14 protein-coding genes and 1 pseudogene are annotated in these 16,999 nt (G+C 72.0%); 12 read left to right on the top strand and 3 right to left on the bottom strand.

The window, feature by feature from the left end:
- Window positions 1-241: 241 nt before the first annotated feature.
- On the bottom strand, window positions 242-2,044 hold the full coding sequence (locus ACZ56V_RS28105) for a glycoside hydrolase family 15 protein (RefSeq protein ID WP_356365419.1): 1,803 nt from the start codon (window positions 2,042-2,044) through the stop codon (window positions 242-244).
- Between the two features lie 585 nt (window positions 2,045-2,629).
- Here ACZ56V_RS28105 and ACZ56V_RS28100 point away from each other — a divergent pair.
- From ACZ56V_RS28100 to ACZ56V_RS28045, 12 genes and pseudogenes are all read left to right on the top strand, one after another.
- A complete protein-coding gene (locus ACZ56V_RS28100; RefSeq protein WP_398916710.1) occupies window positions 2,630-4,297 on the top strand; it encodes a CTP synthase in 1,668 nt (555 codons plus the stop codon).
- A gap of 86 nt (window positions 4,298-4,383) precedes the next feature.
- Complete coding sequence (locus ACZ56V_RS28095) at window positions 4,384-5,019, top strand: NUDIX domain-containing protein (RefSeq protein ID WP_104635625.1); 636 nt, start codon at window positions 4,384-4,386, stop codon at window positions 5,017-5,019.
- Between the two features lie 164 nt (window positions 5,020-5,183).
- The gene (locus tag ACZ56V_RS28090; protein ID WP_398916537.1) at window positions 5,184-7,211 is read left to right on the top strand and encodes a tetratricopeptide repeat protein; all 2,028 of its coding nucleotides are present in this window, start codon (window positions 5,184-5,186) and stop codon (window positions 7,209-7,211) included.
- Window positions 7,212-7,353: 142 nt separating this feature from the next.
- Entirely contained in the window at window positions 7,354-8,469 is a 1,116-nt protein-coding gene (gene ald, locus ACZ56V_RS28085; protein WP_398916711.1) for an alanine dehydrogenase, read from the top strand.
- 387 nt (window positions 8,470-8,856) lie between these two features.
- The gene (locus ACZ56V_RS28080; protein ID WP_171987084.1) at window positions 8,857-9,987 is read left to right on the top strand and encodes a ParA family protein; all 1,131 of its coding nucleotides are present in this window, start codon (window positions 8,857-8,859) and stop codon (window positions 9,985-9,987) included.
- The gene (locus ACZ56V_RS28075; RefSeq protein ID WP_468946044.1) at window positions 9,972-10,550 is read left to right on the top strand and encodes a hypothetical protein; all 579 of its coding nucleotides are present in this window, start codon (window positions 9,972-9,974) and stop codon (window positions 10,548-10,550) included. Before ACZ56V_RS28080 ends, ACZ56V_RS28075 begins: the two co-directional genes overlap by 16 nt.
- Before the next feature lie 18 nt (window positions 10,551-10,568).
- Entirely contained in the window at window positions 10,569-11,843 is a 1,275-nt protein-coding gene (locus tag ACZ56V_RS28070) for a segregation and condensation protein A (protein WP_468946043.1), read from the top strand.
- A gap of 98 nt (window positions 11,844-11,941) precedes the next feature.
- On the top strand, window positions 11,942-12,511 hold the full coding sequence (gene scpB / locus ACZ56V_RS28065) for an SMC-Scp complex subunit ScpB (RefSeq protein ID WP_238696843.1): 570 nt from the start codon (window positions 11,942-11,944) through the stop codon (window positions 12,509-12,511).
- Window positions 12,511-13,626, top strand: coding sequence for a pseudouridine synthase (locus tag ACZ56V_RS28060; protein WP_104635620.1), 1,116 nt, complete (start codon window positions 12,511-12,513; stop codon window positions 13,624-13,626). The genes scpB and ACZ56V_RS28060 overlap by 1 nt, the downstream gene beginning before the upstream one ends.
- Before the next feature lie 69 nt (window positions 13,627-13,695).
- A complete protein-coding gene (locus ACZ56V_RS28055; RefSeq protein ID WP_398916547.1) occupies window positions 13,696-14,415 on the top strand; it encodes an NUDIX hydrolase in 720 nt (239 codons plus the stop codon).
- Window positions 14,412-15,434, top strand: a complete 1,023-nt coding sequence (locus ACZ56V_RS28050) for an ADP-ribosylglycohydrolase family protein (RefSeq protein WP_467384276.1) — start codon at window positions 14,412-14,414, stop codon at window positions 15,432-15,434. The genes ACZ56V_RS28055 and ACZ56V_RS28050 overlap by 4 nt, the downstream gene beginning before the upstream one ends.
- 85 nt (window positions 15,435-15,519) lie before the next feature.
- Window positions 15,520-15,779 (top strand): annotated as a pseudogene (locus ACZ56V_RS28045) (nucleotidyltransferase domain-containing protein); the annotation flags it as partial.
- On the opposite strand, the gene ACZ56V_RS28040 reads toward ACZ56V_RS28045, so the two are convergent.
- Together ACZ56V_RS28040 and ACZ56V_RS28035 are read right to left on the bottom strand one after the other, a co-directional pair.
- The gene (locus tag ACZ56V_RS28040; protein WP_468946039.1) at window positions 15,705-16,457 is read right to left on the bottom strand and encodes a nucleotidyltransferase domain-containing protein; all 753 of its coding nucleotides are present in this window, start codon (window positions 16,455-16,457) and stop codon (window positions 15,705-15,707) included. The pseudogene ACZ56V_RS28045 and the gene ACZ56V_RS28040 sit on opposite strands and share 75 nt — an antisense overlap.
- A gap of 22 nt (window positions 16,458-16,479) precedes the next feature.
- Window positions 16,480-16,878, bottom strand: a complete 399-nt coding sequence (locus ACZ56V_RS28035; RefSeq protein WP_468946036.1) for a Rieske (2Fe-2S) protein — start codon at window positions 16,876-16,878, stop codon at window positions 16,480-16,482.
- Window positions 16,879-16,999: the final 121 nt, after the last annotated feature.

Genomic DNA, 16,999 nt, shown 5'->3' with positions numbered 1-16,999 from the left:
ACAGGGGTGCCGGCGGTGGACGACGGAGAGCGGCCGGATCACCGGGCCGTGTGGCATTCCGAATGCCGAGCACCCGGGGGCGGCCCCCGACCCGCTCGGTGTCGGCGTCGGTCCTGTCCGGCGAGGCATCGGCAGTGGCCGGTGGGGTGGCGGAGCCCCTGGTGTCGGCCACGGGAGGGGCGGGCCGTTGTGAGCCGGTCCGCCCCTCCGTGGCCGAATTCCGGCGCCCCGCGCCCCGTCCTCAGCCGCCGTACGCCCCGCTCGCCGTCAGCCTGAGGGCCGTGTCGATCAGGGGGACGTGGCTGAAGGCCTGGGGGAAGTTGCCGACCTGGCGCTGCAGGCGGGGGTCCCACTCCTCGGCCAGGAGGCCCAGGTCGTTGCGGAGGGAGAGGAGCTTCTCGAACAGCTTGCGCGCCTCGTCGACCCGGCCGATCATCGCCAGGTCGTCGGCCATCCAGAACGAGCAGGCGAGGAAGGCCCCCTCGTCGCCCGGCAGACCGTCGACGCCCTCGTCCTTGCCGTCCGTCGGGTAGCGCAGGATGAAGCCGTCCGAGGTGGACAGCTCGCGCTGGATGGCCTCGATGGTGCCGATGACCCGCTTGTCGTCCGGCGGCAGGAAGCCCATCTGCGGGATCAGCAGCAGGGAGGCGTCCAGCTCCTGGGAGCCGTAGGACTGCGTGAAGGTGTTGCGTTCCTTGTCGTAGCCCTTCTCGCACACGTCCCGGTGGATGTCGTCGCGCAGCTGCTTCCAGCGCTCCAGCGGGCCGTCGGCGTCGCCGGACTCGATCAGCTTGATGGTGCGGTCGACGGCGACCCAGGCCATCACCTTGGAGTGCACGAAGTGGCGGCGCGGGCCGCGCACCTCCCAGATGCCCTCGTCCGGCTCGTGCCAGTGGGACTCCAGGTAGCGGATCAGCTTGAGCTGGAGCACCGAGGCGTAGTCGTTGCGGGCCAGGCCCGTCATGTGGCCCAGGTGGAGGGCCTCGGTCACCTCGCCGTAGACGTCCAGCTGGAGCTGGTGGGCCGCGCCGTTGCCGACCCGGACCGGGCCGGAGCCCTCGTAGCCGGGCAGCCAGTCCAGTTCCGCCTCGCCCAGTTCCCGCTCACCGGCGATGCCGTACATGATCTGCAGGTTCTCGGGGTCGCCGGCGACCGCGCGCAGCAGCCACTCGCGCCAGGCGCGGGCCTCCTCGCGGTAGCCGGTGCGCAGCAGCGAGGACAGGGTGATCGCGGCGTCGCGCAGCCAGGTGTAGCGGTAGTCCCAGTTGCGGACGCCGCCGATGTCCTCCGGCAGGGAGGTGGTGGGCGCGGCGACGATGCCGCCGGTGGGGGCGTACGTCAGGGCCTTCAGCGTGATCAGGGAGCGGACCACGGCCTCCCGGTAGGGACCGTGGTACGTACAGTGCTCGACCCAGTCGCGCCAGAAGTCCTCGGTGGCCACCAGCGACTGCTCGGGCTCCGGCAGCGCCGGCGGCTCCTTGTGCGAGGGCTCCCACGAGATCGTGAACGCGATCCGGTCACCCGGCGCCACCGTGAAGTCCGCGTACGTGGTCAGCGCCTTGCCGTAGGTCTCCGCCTCCGTGTCGAACCACACGGAGTCCGGGCCCGCGACGGCCACCGTGCGGCCCTCGTGCTTGTGGACCCAGGGGACCACCCGGCCGTAGCTGAACCGCATCCGCAGCTCCGAGCGCATCGGAACCCGGCCGGAGACGCCCTCCACGATCCGGATCAGCTGCGGCGCACCGTCGCGCGGCGGCATGAAATCGGTCACCCGGACGGTGCCGCGCGGGGTGTCCCACTCGGACTCCAGGATCAGCGAGTCGCCGCGGTAGGTCCGCCGGGCCGACGTGGGCGGTTCCGCGCCGGGGGCATAGGCGGGTCCGAGCCGCCAGAAGCCGTGTTCCCCGGTGCCCAGCAGGCCGGCGAAGATGGCATGCGAGTCGAAGCGGGGCAGGCACAGCCAGTCGACTGTGCCGTCCCGGCAGACCAGGGCAGCGGTCTGCATGTCTCCGATGAGTGCGTAGTCTTCGATGCGCCCGGCCACGTGCAACTCCAGTCGAACGGCCACGTCACCCCGCATGGGGGCGGTCGCTAGTGCGGTCAGCGGTCAAGGGTGGGGTCAGGGGTGTGTGTCAGGGAATGTGTGTCGAGGATGTCTGTCCTGTGTGCCATGCCTCGTTGAGCGATGAAGCAAAGCAGCCATTCGGCCGTGCAGCCAAACGTGGTGCCCCGAACGACAATTGTTGCTCAACGAACTGACGAGCTCTCGTTGTTCCGGCGCTGACGGGCGAGGGGTGGTGCCGTGTCGCCGGGCGGGCTCGGCAGCGAACGTCCGAGCAGGATACGACGCACGTAGATGATCTGTGTGCCGCTCCGGGCAACCCGGGTCCGCCGAACGGGTGACCACCGCGTGAGGAAACGGTGACGGTCCCACCTGCGTGTCCGTGCGTGCGCGGAGGGTGGCCGGAAGCCATCGCCCCGAGGCGCTGATACGCTGGTAGCCCGTGGACCGGTGGGAGAAAAACCCCGGAACCGCAGCGACGGCGCCGCCGACGACACCCCGGACGACCGGGGCGGAGGGCGAACGCACCGCACCCCAGACCGCGACCACGGGAGCCCCCTCTTGGCCATGCCGCCCACCGCTTTTCGAAACAGCACAGCCTCGACGACCAAGCACATCTTCGTCACCGGGGGTGTCGCCTCCTCGCTCGGCAAGGGGCTCACCGCCTCCAGCCTCGGCATGTTGCTCAAGGCCCGGGGCCTGCGCGTCGTGATGCAGAAGCTCGACCCGTACCTGAACGTCGACCCCGGCACGATGAACCCCTTCCAGCACGGTGAGGTGTTCGTCACCAACGACGGCGCCGAGACCGACCTGGACATCGGCCACTACGAGCGCTTCCTCGACCGCGACCTCGACGGCTCGGCCAACGTCACCACCGGCCAGGTGTACTCCACGGTGATCGCCAAGGAGCGGCGCGGCGAGTACCTGGGCGACACCGTCCAGGTCATCCCGCACATCACCAACGAGATCAAGCACCGCATCCGCCGCATGGCGACGGACGAGGTCGACGTCGTGATCACCGAGGTCGGCGGCACGGTCGGCGACATCGAGTCGCTGCCGTTCCTGGAGACCGTCCGCCAGGTCCGGCACGAGGTCGGCCGCGACAACGTCTTCGTCGTCCACATCTCGCTCCTGCCCTACATCGGCCCGTCGGGCGAGCTGAAGACCAAGCCCACCCAGCACAGCGTCGCCGCCCTGCGCAACATCGGCATCCAGCCGGACGCGATCGTCCTGCGCTGCGACCGCGAGGTCCCGACCGCGATCAAGCGCAAGATCTCGCTGATGTGCGACGTCGACGAGGCAGCCGTGGTGGCCTGCCCCGACGCCCGCTCCATCTACGACATCCCCAAGGTCGTCCACGCCGAGGGCCTGGACGCCTACGTCGTCCGCAAGATGGACCTGCCGTTCCGCGACGTGGACTGGACGACCTGGGACGACCTGCTCGACCGCGTCCACAAGCCCGAGCACGAGATCGTCATGGCCCTGGTCGGCAAGTACATCGACCTGCCCGACGCCTACCTCTCGGTCACCGAGGCGCTGCGCGCGGGCGGCTTCGCCAACAAGGCCCGCGTGAAGATCAAGTGGGTCACCTCCGACGACTGCAAGACCCCGGCCGGTGCCAAGGCGCAGCTCGGCGACGTCGACGCGATCTGCATCCCCGGCGGCTTCGGCGAACGCGGCGTGACCGGCAAGGTCGGCGCGATCAAGTACGCCCGTGAGAACCGGATCCCGCTGCTCGGCCTCTGCCTCGGCCTGCAGTGCATCGTGGTCGAGGCCGCGCGCAACCTGGCCGGGATCGCGGACGCCAACTCCACCGAGTTCGACCCCGCCACCGCCCACCCGGTCGTCTCCACCATGGCCGAGCAGCTGGACATCGTGGCCGGCGAGGGCGACATGGGCGGCACCATGCGGCTCGGCATGTACCCGGCGAAGCTGGCCGAGGGCTCCATCGTGCGCGAGGTCTACGACGGCAAGGAGTACGTCGAGGAGCGGCACCGCCACCGCTACGAGGTGAACAACGCCTACCGCGCGGAGCTGGAGAAGAAGGCCGGCCTCCTCTTCTCGGGCACCTCCCCGGACGGCAAGCTCGTCGAGTACGTCGAGTACCCGCGCGACGTCCACCCCTACCTGGTCGCCACGCAGGCCCACCCGGAGCTGCGCTCGCGCCCGACCCGCCCGCACCCGCTCTTCGCGGGGCTGGTCAAGGCCGCGGTCGAGCGGAAGACGTCGAAGTAACACACCAGTTGTACGGTGGCCGGGGCGCGCGCACTCAACCGCGCGGGCCCCGGCTTTCGCGTACGTCTGGAAGGGCAGGTCAGGCAATGACGGGCAGCACGATCAAGGACACTCCCGAGGAGTGGGAGATCCGGGGCAGCCAGACCCCCTTCCGGGGCAAGAAGACCTCGGTCCGCACGGACGACGTGGTCATGCCCGACGGCTCCGTGGTGACCCGCGACTACCAGGTCCACCCCGGCTCGGTCGCCGTCCTCGCCCTGGACGACGAGGGCCGGGTGCTGGTCATCCGGCAGTACCGGCACCCCGTGCGCGAGAAGCTGTGGGAGATCCCGGCCGGGCTGCTCGACGTCCCCGGCGAGAACCCGCTGCACGCCGCCCAGCGCGAGCTGTACGAGGAGGCGCACGTCAAGGCCGAGGACTGGCGGGTGCTGACCGACGTCTACACCACCCCCGGCGGCTGCGACGAGGCCGTACGGATCTTCCTCGCCCGGGACCTGTCCGAGGCCGCCGGTGAGCGCTTCGAGGTCGAGGACGAGGAGGCCGACATGGAGCTGGAGCGGGTGCCCGTCGCCGACCTGGTGCGGGGGGTGCTCGCGGGAGAGCTGCACAACAACTGCCTGGTCGTGGGCGTGCTCTCGCTGGTCGCCGCCGAGCAGGGCGACGGACTCGACGCCCTGCGTCCGGCCCAGGCCCCGTGGCCGGCCCGCCCGTTCGAGGCCTGAGGGCGCTCTCGGAGCCTCCGCCGGTGTGACCATCGGCTGATCCGATCGGGGGATGTGCCCGCCGCGCTCCACCGGGAACGTCGCAGAGCGTGAACTAGGCTCTCAAACGCCCGAACCGGGCTTCCGGCGGGCACCGGCGTGCGGTGGGATCGGGAGTGTGGCCCGTGACGGATCAGGCGGTGGACACGGACGGCGTACGACTGTCTCAGGACCCTGCTGCGGACAGCGGATTCCTGGGCCGCACCCGGGAGCTGAAAGAGCTGCGCGCCGACATCGAGCGCGCCGGCCTCGACACCCTCTCCGGCCGCAAGGCCCCCCGCGCGCGCGTGCTGCTGATCGCGGGCCGCCCCGGCTCGGGGCGCACCGCGCTCGCGGAGGAACTGGCCGCGCGGGTCGCGGACGACTACCCGGACGGCGTGCTGCGGGCCCGGCTGAGCGAGCCGGACGGCACCCGCGTCCCCGTCGAACGCGTCGCCCGGGACCTGCTCACCGAACTGGACCGCACCGCGCCGCCCGGGGCCGAGGAGGACGACCTCACCGAGACCCTGCGCAGCGCGCTCGCCGACCGCAGGGTCCTGCTCCTGCTCGACGCCGTCGCCGACGCCGAGCAGGTCGACGCCCTGCTGCCGGACACCCCGGACTGCCTGGCCGTCGCCGTGGCCGAGGGCCCGCTGACCGGCATCGCGGACGTCCGCCCGTGCACGCTGGGCGGCCTGGACACCAAGTCGGCCGTGGAACTGCTGTCCCGCCACACCGGCTCGGTCCGCATCACCGTCGACCCCCGGGCCGCCGAACAGCTGGTCGAGCTGTGCCAGGCCCAGCCCGCCGCGCTGACCCTGGCCGGCGGCTGGCTCGCGGCCCGTCCCCAGGCGGCCGTCGCCGACCTGGCCAAGCACGTGCACGCGGAGAGCGACGAGGGGAGCGCGCTCGGCCGCGTCTTCCGCCTCGTCTACGCGTCGCTGCCCAGCACCGCCGCCCGCATGCTGCGGCTGCTCTCCCTCGCCCCGGCGGGCCTGGTCGACCCGCACACCGCCTCCGCGCTCGCCGGCTGCTCGGTGAGCGGCGCCCGCACCACCCTGGACGACTTCGTCGGCCTCGGCCTGCTGCGCGCCGTCGACTCGCCGCTGCCCGAGTACGAGGTCCCCGGGTGCCTGCACGGCCGGCTGCGCGCCCTCGCCCGCAAGCACGACCGGCCCGCCGAGCTGCAACTGGCCCGCGCCCGCATGCTGGAGCGGACCGTGCGGCTGCTCCAGTCCTGCCGGGCGGTCACCGAGACCGACAGCCCGCAGGCCCGTGAGAAGCTCCTCGCCACGCCGCGCGACCTGCGCTTCCCGCACCCGAGGGCCGCCGCCGACTGGCTGCGCGCCCGGCGTCCGGCCCTGCTGGCCGCGGCCCGCCTCGCGGTCGCCGACGGCGAGCTGGACACCCTTGCCCGCAGACTGATGTCCCAGCTGGTGCGGGCCATGGTCGCCCACTTCGGCACCCGGGCCGCCGCCCCCGACCTGTACGGCGTCCACCGCCTCGTCCTCGATGTGGCCGAGCGCCGCGAACTGCCCCGGGAGAAGGCCGCGGCGCTGCTGAACCTGGCCGACCTGGACGCCCGCACCGGCCGCACCGCCGAGGCCCTGGTGCGCTATCGGGCCGCGCTGGACGCCGGACGCGAGGCGAACGACCCGTACGCGACCGGCCGCGCGATGGAATCCGTGGGCGGCGCCCACCTGGAGCTGGGGGACTACGACCGCGCCGCCGACTGGTTCGGCCGGGCCCTCGCCCAGCGCCTCGCCCGGGACGAGCGCGCCGACGCCGCCCGGATCTACGGCCGCCTCGCCACCGCCCACACCTACGCCGGACGCTACGGCGAGGCGGTGCGGTCCTGGCGCGCCGCGCTGGCCGGGTACCGCAAGGCGGGGGACGTGGCCGCACACGCGCGGGCACTGTCCGAGCTGGCCCGGGTCCAGGAGTACGCCGGGCGCCCCGAGGAGTCGCTGCGCACCTGCCGGGAGGCCGTCGACTGGGCCCGCCGGGCCGAGGACGTACGGCTCCAGGCCGCGCTGCACCTGCGGCTCGCCGACACGCTGGACCGGCTCGGCGACCCCACCGCCGCGGGCCTGGAGCGGGGCGCGGCCGAACGGATGTTGAGGGAAGATCCCGCAGACGCCTGCGAAATCCGCAGCACATCGTCTGAAGATTAATGCTTTGAAAGGCTAGACAGAGGGAACACCTTCATTAGACTGGCTCTGCCGCACGTTCTCCTGCGGTCTCTCCCGGTGTGCCCGCGCTTGAGCGGGTATGCCTTGTAATAGCCCATCCTCTGAGGCAAGGACCGTGATCCACGTGAAGGTCGGCATCCCCCGCGAGGTCAAGAACAACGAGTTCCGGGTGGCCATCACCCCCGCCGGCGTGCACGAGCTGGTGCGCCACGGTCATCAGGTCGTCATCGAGCACAACGCCGGCGTCGGCTCCTCGATCCCCGACGAGGAGTACGTCGCGGCCGGTGCGCGGATACTCGGCACCGCCGACGAGGTGTGGGCCACCGCGGACCTGCTCCTGAAGGTCAAGGAGCCGATCGCGGAGGAGTACCACCGCCTGCGCAAGGACCAGACGCTCTTCACCTACCTGCACCTGGCCGCCTCCAAGGAGTGCACGGACGCGCTCATCGAGTCCGGCACCACCGCCATCGCCTACGAGACGGTCGAGCTGCCCAGCCGCGCGCTGCCGCTGCTGGCCCCCATGTCCGAGGTCGCGGGCCGGATCGCCCCGCAGGTCGGCGCCTACCACCTGATGGCCCCCAACGGCGGGCGCGGCGTGCTGCCCGGCGGTGTGCCGGGCGTGACCCCCGCCAAGGCCGTCGTCATCGGCGGTGGCGTCTCCGGCTGGAACGCCACCCAGATCGCCGTCGGCATGGGCTTCGAGGTGACCCTGCTCGACCGCGACATCAACAAGCTGCGCGAGGCCGACAAGATCTTCGGCACCAAGGTCAAGGCCGTCATGTCCAACTCCTTCGAGCTGGAGAAGGCCGTCGTCGACGCCGACCTGGTCATCGGTGCGGTGCTCATCCCGGGCGCCAAGGCCCCGAAGCTGGTCACCAACGAGCTGGTCTCCCGCATGAAGCCGGGCAGTGTCCTTGTCGACATCGCGATCGACCAGGGCGGCTGCTTCGAGGACTCGCACCCGACCACGCACGCCGAGCCGACCTTCAGGGTCCACAACTCGGTCTTCTACTGCGTCGCCAACATGCCGGGCGCGGTGCCCAACACCTCCACCAACGCGCTCACCAACGCCACGCTGCCCTACATCGTCGAGCTGGCCGACCGCGGCTGGGCCGAGGCGCTGCGCCGCGACCCCGCGCTGGCCAAGGGTCTCAACACCCATGACGGCAAGGTGGTTTACCGCGAGGTCGCCGAGGCGCACGGTCTGGAGTATGTCGACCCGGCGACTCTGCTCGCCTAAGTCATCAAACGGCAAAGGCGATACGTCAACAGTCGTCGTCAACCCCGCACACCCGGCCGGACCTTGCCCGACAAGGTCCGGCCGGGTGTGTGTATGGTCACTTTGCGATTCTCGGTCAACTCGCCTCGAACGTAACGCTTCAACCGATTCGCGCACCGGTGAAACCTGCTGTGCGACGGCCGTACGCCCTTGACAGAGGGATGTTTCATTGCCGACACATCGGGCCGGGTCCGGCGGATTGTGTTGCTGCGGACGGCCGACACGCCATAGAGTCGCCGAACGTCGGCATGGTGCCACGCTGACCTGTCTAGAAGTTCCCTGGTCACCAAGGAGGTAAGACGACTTGTGAATGAGTCGACATTTACTCCCGGGGGTGGTCAACCAGGAATGCCGGCACGGACCCACGGTCCCGGGCGTCTCGAGGCTGTCGGCTCCGTGGCTGTACGCACCTTGGCAGCCGACCACCAGAGTCCGCAGGCAACTCGGACAGCACACATGAGTATGGATGGCCAACACGTGAACGCCATGGCCGGCGACGGAAGTGGCGCGCCACGCAACCACTTCGCCGACTACGACGAACTGCCCGAGGGGCACTTCTACGACCCGGACGCGGAGTACGAGCCGGATCCCGAGTACGCCGCCACGCTCGCGCCCGACGCGGCCCGACAGCGCCGCGAGCGCATCGGCCCGACCGGACGCCCGCTGCCGTACTTCCCGATCCCGGGCCCGCTGACCGAGCACGGCCCCGCCAAGATCATCGCGATGTGCAACCAGAAGGGCGGCGTGGGCAAGACCACGTCGACCATCAACCTGGGTGCCGCGCTCGCCGAGTACGGGCGCCGGGTGCTGCTCGTCGACTTCGACCCGCAGGGCGCGCTTTCGGTCGGACTCGGCGTCAACCCGATGGAGCTCGACCTCACCGTCTACAACCTGCTCATGGAGCGGGGCATGGCGGCCGACGAGGTGCTGCTGAAGACCGCGGTCCCCAACATGGACCTGCTGCCCAGCAACATCGACCTGTCGGCGGCCGAGGTGCAGCTGGTGAGCGAGGTGGCGCGCGAGTCCACGCTGCAGCGGGCGCTCAAGCCGCTGATGGACGACTACGACTACATCGTGATCGACTGCCAGCCCTCGCTCGGCCTGCTCACGGTCAACGCGCTGACCGCGGCGCACAAGGTGATCGTGCCGCTGGAGTGCGAGTTCTTCGCGCTGCGCGGTGTGGCGCTGCTGACCGAGACGATCGAGAAGGTCCAGGAGCGGCTCAACCCCGACCTGGAGCTCGACGGCATCCTCGCCACGATGTACGACTCGCGCACGGTGCACAGCCGTGAGGTGCTCGCGCGGGTCGTCGAGGCGTTCGACGACCACGTCTACCACACGGTCATCGGGCGCACGGTCCGCTTCCCGGAGACCACGGTCGCCGGTGAGCCGATCACCACGTACGCGTCCAACTCCGTCGGTGCCGCCGCCTACCGCCAGCTCGCCAGGGAGGTGCTCGCCCGGTGTCACGCCGAGTGAGTCTGCCGGGGGCCGACGAACTCTTCCGTACGACAGGGGGAATGGCGCTCCAGGCGTCCACCCCGCGGCGACCGGCGGGCGGCGAGGCCCGGGTGCCGGCCCCGGCGGGGGAGAGCGACCAGGCAGCCGCCGAGGACGCACCGCAGTCGGTGCCCGCGCAGGCCGGGGACGGCGAGGGCGCGGAGCACGCGGCGGCGGACGCGGAGCCGGGCTCGGCGGGCGAGACGCACACACGGGGCACGGAGCGCTCCGCACGGGCCTCCGGGCCGGGAACGGGCGCGCAGGAAGGTTCTGCCGCCCCTGGCGTCGACCGGCCCCGCAAGCGCGGCAGGGCCGCCGCACGGCGCCCCAGCGGGCGTGAGCGCCACGACGAGAAGATCACCGTGTACGTCTCCGCCGAGGAGCTGATGGACCTGGAGCACGCCCGCCTGGTGCTCCGGGGCGAGCACGGCCTGGCCGTGGACCGGGGCCGCATCGTCCGCGAGGCCGTCGCCGTGGTCCTGGCCGACCTGGAGACCCGCGGGGACGCCAGCATCCTCGTACGACGGCTGCGCGGACGGTAGCGGTAGCCTGCGGGGGCCATGACCTCGAACGACGCCCCCCACCCCGGCCGCGGCCCGCGCGCCGCCCGCCGGCGTGCGCTGGGCCGGGGCCCGGAGGCGCCGACGGCCGCGCCGCTCCCCGAGGAGGGGCTCCCCGCCACCGGCCTCTCCCCGGCCGCCGCTCCGGAGGACGACGAGCGGCCTGCCCGGGGCGAGTCCGCCCCCGCAGCCCCCGCAGCCCCCGCAGCCCCGGCCGGGGCGCCGGACGCGGGACCCGGAGACCCGGCGCGGGTCCGGGAGACGACGGAACCGGGCGCGGACGGACGGGACCACCCCGGCCCTTCGGACACCAGGACGCCCGCGACGGGCCCGGGTCCCGTGGATTCCGTGGAGCCGCCCCCCGTGCCCGCACAGGCTTCTGGGGACGCGGACCGCGAAGGTGCCGGGGTACCAGGGGGGCCACCGCGTCAGGAACCCTCGGAGGACGTCCCCGACGACGGGGGCGACGGTGTCTTCACGGTGCGGCTCGCCAACTTCGAGGGGCCGTTCGACCTGCTGCTCCAGCTGATCTCCAAGCACAAGATGGACGTCACCGAGGTCGCGCTGTCGAAGGTGACCGACGAGTTCATGGCGCACATCCGGGCGATGGGACCGGACTGGGACCTCGACCAGACCACCGAGTTCCTGGTGGTCGCGGCCACGCTGCTGGACCTGAAGGCGGCCCGGCTGCTGCCCGCCGCCGAGGTCGAGGACGAGGCCGACCTGGCGCTCCTGGAGGCCCGCGACCTGCTCTTCGCCCGCCTGCTCCAGTACCGCGCGTACAAGCAGATCGCGGAGATCTTCAACGAGCGGCTGGAGGCCGAGGCCCGCCGCTACCCCCGTACCGTGGGCCTGGAGCCGCACCACGCCGAGCTGCTGCCCGAGGTCGTCATCAGCATCGGTCCCGAGGGCTTCGCCAAGCTCGCCGTGAAGGCGATGCAGCCGAAGCCCAAGCCGCAGGTGTACGTCGAACACATCCACGCGCCCCTGGTCAGCGTGCAGGAGCAGGCCGGGATCGTGGTCGCCCGCCTGAGGGAACTGGGCGAGGCCAGCTTCCGCGTGCTGGTCCAGGACACCGAGGACACCCTGACCGTCGTCGCCCGCTTCCTGGCCCTGCTGGAGCTGTACCGGGAGAAGGCCGTCGAACTGGACCAGGAGACCGCCCTCGGCGACCTGCTGGTGCGCTGGACCGGCGGGGACGGGGAGACGCAGCCGGTGGTGACCGACGAGTTCGACCGGCCGCCCGAGGTCCCGAAGGAGGAGCAGAAGGCGTGAGAGAACAGACCACCGGGGCCGAAGCGGCAACCGGGGCTCCGGACGGGCCGGAGGGCGTCGCCGGACTCGACCTGAAGCCCGCCCTCGAAGCCGTCCTCATGGTCGTCGACGAGCCCGCGACCGAGGAGCAGCTGGCGAAGATACTGCAGCGGCCCCGGCGGCGGATCGCGGACGCCCTGCGCGAGCTGGCCGACGAGTACGCCGTCCAGGGCCGGGGCTTCGAGCTGCGCCTGGTCGCGGGCGGCTGGCGCTTCTACAGCCGGCCCGAGTACGCCGCGGCCGTCGAGGGCTTCGTCCTGGACGGCCAGCACGCCCGCCTCACCCAGGCCGCCCTGGAGACCCTCGCCGTGGTCGCCTACCGCCAGCCGGTCAGCCGCAGCCGCGTCTCCGCGGTACGCGGCGTGAACTGCGACGGCGTGATGCGCACCCTCCTGCAGCGGGGCCTGGTCGAGGAGGCGGGCACGGAACCCGAAACAGGTGCGATCCTGTACGTGACGACGAACTACTTCCTGGAGCGGATGGGCCTGCGCGGCCTGGACGAGCTCCCGGAGCTCGCGCCCTTCCTCCCGGAGGCGGAGGCGATCGAGGCCGAGACGCTGGAAGCGGTCCCGTCGTTCGATCCGGACGCCCCGGATTCCGAGGGCGCACACGACAAGACGGAATTCTGATGCGAAGCAGCAGCGGCAGGAACAGCAGCGGAAACAACGGCGGGAGCCGTGGTGGCAACAGCGGCGGCCGCGGCGGGAGTGGCGGTGGCCGCGGCAACCACCGCGGCGCCGGCAACGACCGCGACGACAAGCAGGGCGGCCGACCCAAGAAGCCGCGCCCGGAGGAGCGGCGCTACGACGTGGGCCCCGGCGCCACCAAGGACGGCCCGAAGTCGGGCCGCGGACCCTCGGCCCGGGGCGGCGCCAAGGGCGGCCCCAAGCGGCCCCAGCAGCGCGGCCGCAGCGCCCCGGCCACGTCCCGCGAGTACGAGACGCGGGCCGAGGAGCGCAACCGCGAACGGTACGCGGGGAAGAAGGACGTCAAGCTGCCCAAGACCTTCCCGGGCGCCGAGCAGGAGGGCGAGCGGCTGCAGAAGGTCCTCGCGCGCGCGGGCTACGGCTCCCGGCGCGCCTGCGAGGAGCTGATCGAGCAGGCCAGGGTCGAGATCAACGGCGAGATCGTGCTGGAGCAGGGCCGCCGCGTCGACCCGGAGAAGGACGAGGTCAAGGTCGACGGCCTGACCGTCGCCACGCAGTCGTACCAGTTCTTCTCGCTCAACAAGCCCGCCGGTGTCGTCTCCACCATGGAGGACCCGGAGGGCCGCCAGTGCCTCGGTGACTACGTCACCAACCGTGAGACCCGCCTCTTCCACGTCGGCCGGCTCGACACCGAGACCGAGGGCGTCATCCTGCTCACCAACCACGGCGAGCTGGCCCACCGCCTGACCCACCCCCGGTACGGCGTGAAGAAGACCTACCTCGCGCACATCGTGGGCCCGATCCCGCGCGACCTCGGCAAGCAGCTCAAGGACGGCATCCAGCTGGAGGACGGGTACGCGCGCGCGGACCACTTCCGGGTCGTCGAGCAGACCGGCAAGAACTACCTGGTCGAGGTCACCCTGCACGAGGGCCGCAAGCACATCGTCCGCCGGATGCTGGCGGAGGCGGGCTACCCCGTCGACAAGCTGGTGCGCACCGCCTTCGGCCCGATCACGCTGGGCGACCAGAAGTCGGGCTGGCTGCGCCGCCTGTCCAACACGGAGGTCGGGATGCTGATGCAGGAGGTCGAGCTGTAGGTCTCCGAGGGTTGTTCCGAGCGCCCGCCATCTTTATAGTCGTAGTGACTATTAAGGGGGTGGGCGTTCGTGCACGGCTACGACAAGCACGCTTTCGAACCCTTCGCCGTCACCGTCGACCTCGCCGTTCTCACGCTCCGCGCGGGCGTCCTGCACGCGCTGCTCGTCGAGCGGGGCCAGGAGCCGTACGCGGGCCGCTGGGCACTGCCCGGCGGCTTCCTGATGCCCGAGGAGTCGGCGGAGACGGCGGCCCGGCGCGAGCTGGCCGAGGAGACCGGCCTCGCGGACGTGACCGGGCTGCACCTGGAGCAGCTGCGGACCTACAGCGAACCCGGCCGCGACCCCCGGATGCGGGTCGTCTCCGTGGCCTTCGCCGCGCTGCTGCCGGACCCTCCCGAGCCGCGCGGCGGCGGTGACGCGGCCGAGGCCCGCTGGGTGCCGTACGACGAGGCCCGGGGTCTCGCCTTCGACCACGACCGGATCCTGGCCGACGCCCGGGACCGGGTCGGCGCCAAGCTGGAGTACACCTGCCTGGCCACCGCCTTCTGCCCGGCCGAGTTCACCCTGGGCGAGCTGCAGCAGGTCTACGAGACGGTGTGGGGCACGGCCCTGGACCGGCCCAACTTCCGCCGCAAGGTCCTCGCCACCCCCGGTTTCGTCGAGTCCGTCCCGGGCGCCGCCCGCCTGACCGGAGGCCGCGGCAAGCCCGCCGCCGTGTACCGGGCCGGCCCGGCCACCACCCTGCACCCGCCCCTGCTCCGCACCCCTCGGGAAGGACGCCCCGCATGACCACGACCACCGGCACCAAGCGCGCCGCCACCGGAGCGCTCACCGGCCTCGCCCTCGGCGACGCGCTGGGCTTCCCCACCGAGTTCAACGACGTGCCGTCGATCCTCGCCAAGTGCGGCCCCTGGCGCGAGATGGCGCTGCCCCGGCCCGCGATCGTCACCGACGACACCCAGATGACCCTGGCGCTGGGCAAGGGGCTGCGAACCGCCATGGACCGGGGAGTGCTGGCTCCGGAGGGCATGGCCGAGCCGGTACGGCAGGAGTTCATCGCCTGGAACCGTTCACCGGACAACAACCGGGCCCCGGGCAACACCTGCCTCAGGGCCTGCGACCTCCTCGAGCGGGAAGACCGCCCCTGGCAGGACGCCAGCCAGATCCACTCCAAGGGCTGCGGCGCCAACATGCGCGTCGCGCCGGTCGGGCTCGTCCCCGGCCTGAGCGACGAACAGCGCGCGGGTGCCGCCCAGTTGCAGTCCGCGCTCACCCACGGGCACCCCACCGCGCTCGCCGCCTCCGACCTCACCGCGCACGCCGTACGGCTGCTCGCCGAGGGAGCCGAGCCGACCGGGCTGGTCGGGCGGCTGCGGTCGTACGCCTACGACAACCGCACCCGCTACCACGAGCGCTGGCTCGGCGACCTGTGGACCCGCTCCCAGGACCCGACGCCCGAGCACTTCATCGCGCGCGGCTGGGACGAGTGCCTGGCGACACTCGACCGGCTCCAAGAGGCGGTGCGCGCCGTCTCGCCCGAGACCGACCCCTGCCTGGCCGTCGGTGAGGGCTGGATCGCCGAGGAGGCCATGGCGGCCGGGCTGCTCTGCTTCCTGCTCTTCGTCGACGAGCCGCTCACCGCCCTGCGCCGCGGCGCCTGCACCTCCGGCGACTCCGACTCCATCGCCTGCCTCGCGGGCGCCTTCGCGGGCGCGCACCTGGGGGCCGACGCCTGGCCCACCGACTGGGCGGACCGCATCGAGTACCGGGGCGACCTGCTGGCCCTCGGAGCGCTCTGGGACGCTTGAGCGCATGCTCGACGCCCTGGACATCGACTTGGCACCGGTGGTGGCCGAACAGCCCTTCCCGGTGCTGTTCGCCACCGTCTCCGGCGCCCATCACTACCGGGGGTTCGCGGGCACCCAGTGGCAACTGTTCGAGAAGACCGGCCAGCTGAAGCCCCTGCTGTACAGCTGATCGCGGCCGAGCGTGAGCACGGGGACGCGGGCGTCGACCACGAGCGGGGGCGGGGCGACGTGGAGCGGCTGCACGGCGTGCTGGACGAGGCGCAGGGCGCGTCAGTCCTCCCCGACGCCCCGGCCGCGTACGACGCCCTGCACGACTTCGTCGTACGGACCCGGCTGGAGCGCTGAGGCGCGGCGGGTACGGACCAGGAAGTCCTCGACGCGGCGCCGGTCCGGCTCGTCGGGGAGCGGGCTGCGCCGGGCCGCCTCCTCGCCCTCCCGCGCCAGGCGGTTCATCCGCGCCTCCACCTCGGGCCAGGGCACCTCGCCGCGCTTCACGGCGAGCAGCGGCTCCCGTTCGTCGCCGACGTCGATCGTCAGGACGCCGGTGCGCAGCAGGTCGCGGGCGCTGGTCAGGAGCCGCAGCAGGTGCATCGCGTGCTTCCAGCGCGGGGCGCCGTGGGTGCGCACGTCGGCGTCGAGCTTGTGGCGCTGGCCGTGCGCGTAACACGTGAACGTCTCGTGGGTCCGGCGGGAGAGGAAGGCCTCGCGGAGGGAGAGGAGTTCGCGGCCGGTGTCGTCCACGGACTCCACCAGCGGTGAGTGCAGGCACTCCAGGATGTTCGGGTTCGCCCGCAGGGCCAGCTCGCAGAAGCGCTCCAGCTCCCAGCTGAACTGCTCCTCCGCGGGTCCCTCCACGTGCGTCGGCGGCTTCTCGAAGCGCCAGTACAGCGCGGTCGGCGCGAGGAAGACGCCCCGGCGGTCCGTGTCGCTCTCCTCCGTCGCCAAACCGAAGGCCCGCGAGCCCATGACGCAGGAGTAGACCGTGTGGTCGCGGACCAGGGACTCGGGGGTCTGGGGGCGCATGGCGGGAGCGTACGCGGGCGGCTCACGCCAGGCGGACCGCATTTCCCCGCACCGTGATCCGCTTGCCGGGCAGCGGCTTCGTGGCCGGACCCCGCACCACCGAGCCGTCGGCCGCGGAGAACCTGCTGCCGTGGCAGGCGCAGTCGATGGTGCCGTCCCGCACGTCCGACACGATGCAGCCCTGGTGGGTGCAGACCGCCGAGAACGCCTTGAACTCGTCCTTCTCCGGCTGGGTCACCACGATCTTCTCCTCGGTGAGGATCTTGCCGCCGGCGATCGGGACGTCGCCCGTGGCCGTCAGCTCCCGCCCGGGTGAGACGGCCGAGGAGCCGCCGTCACCGCCCTCGTCGCCGCAGCCCGCGCAGAGCGCCACCGCGCCCGCGCAGCCGAGGACCGTGCGGCGGGTCGGGATCTGGGTCATGTCGCAACTCCGGGGGAGGGGGTTCCAGGCGGCGGGGCCAGCGTCTCAGGAGACGGGCGCCGCGGGCCGGTACGCGGCGGGCTGACTAGGCTGGACGGACCAAGAACCGATACATGCGTCA

It is taken from the genome of Streptomyces sp. NPDC034099 (genome assembly GCF_055575415.1).
The sequence above is the reverse complement of the archived record's forward strand: the minus strand, read 5'-3'. Positions and strand labels throughout refer to the sequence as shown.

Coding starts and splice junctions, on each gene's coding strand:
- ACZ56V_RS28100 (WP_398916710.1), top strand. CDS start 2,630: ATGCCGCCCACCGCTTTTCGAAACAGCACAGCCTCGACGACCAAGCAC.
- ACZ56V_RS28095 (WP_104635625.1), top strand. CDS start 4,384: ATGACGGGCAGCACGATCAAGGACACTCCCGAGGAGTGGGAGATCCGG.
- ACZ56V_RS28080 (WP_171987084.1), top strand. CDS start 8,857: ATGCCGGCACGGACCCACGGTCCCGGGCGTCTCGAGGCTGTCGGCTCC.
- ACZ56V_RS28070 (WP_468946043.1), top strand. CDS start 10,569: ATGACCTCGAACGACGCCCCCCACCCCGGCCGCGGCCCGCGCGCCGCC.
- scpB (WP_238696843.1), top strand. CDS start 11,942: ATGGTCGTCGACGAGCCCGCGACCGAGGAGCAGCTGGCGAAGATACTG.
- ACZ56V_RS28060 (WP_104635620.1), top strand. CDS start 12,511: ATGCGAAGCAGCAGCGGCAGGAACAGCAGCGGAAACAACGGCGGGAGC.
- ACZ56V_RS28050 (WP_467384276.1), top strand. CDS start 14,412: ATGACCACGACCACCGGCACCAAGCGCGCCGCCACCGGAGCGCTCACC.
- ACZ56V_RS28040 (WP_468946039.1), bottom strand. CDS start 16,457: ATGCGCCCCCAGACCCCCGAGTCCCTGGTCCGCGACCACACGGTCTAC.
- ACZ56V_RS28035 (WP_468946036.1), bottom strand. CDS start 16,878: ATGACCCAGATCCCGACCCGCCGCACGGTCCTCGGCTGCGCGGGCGCG.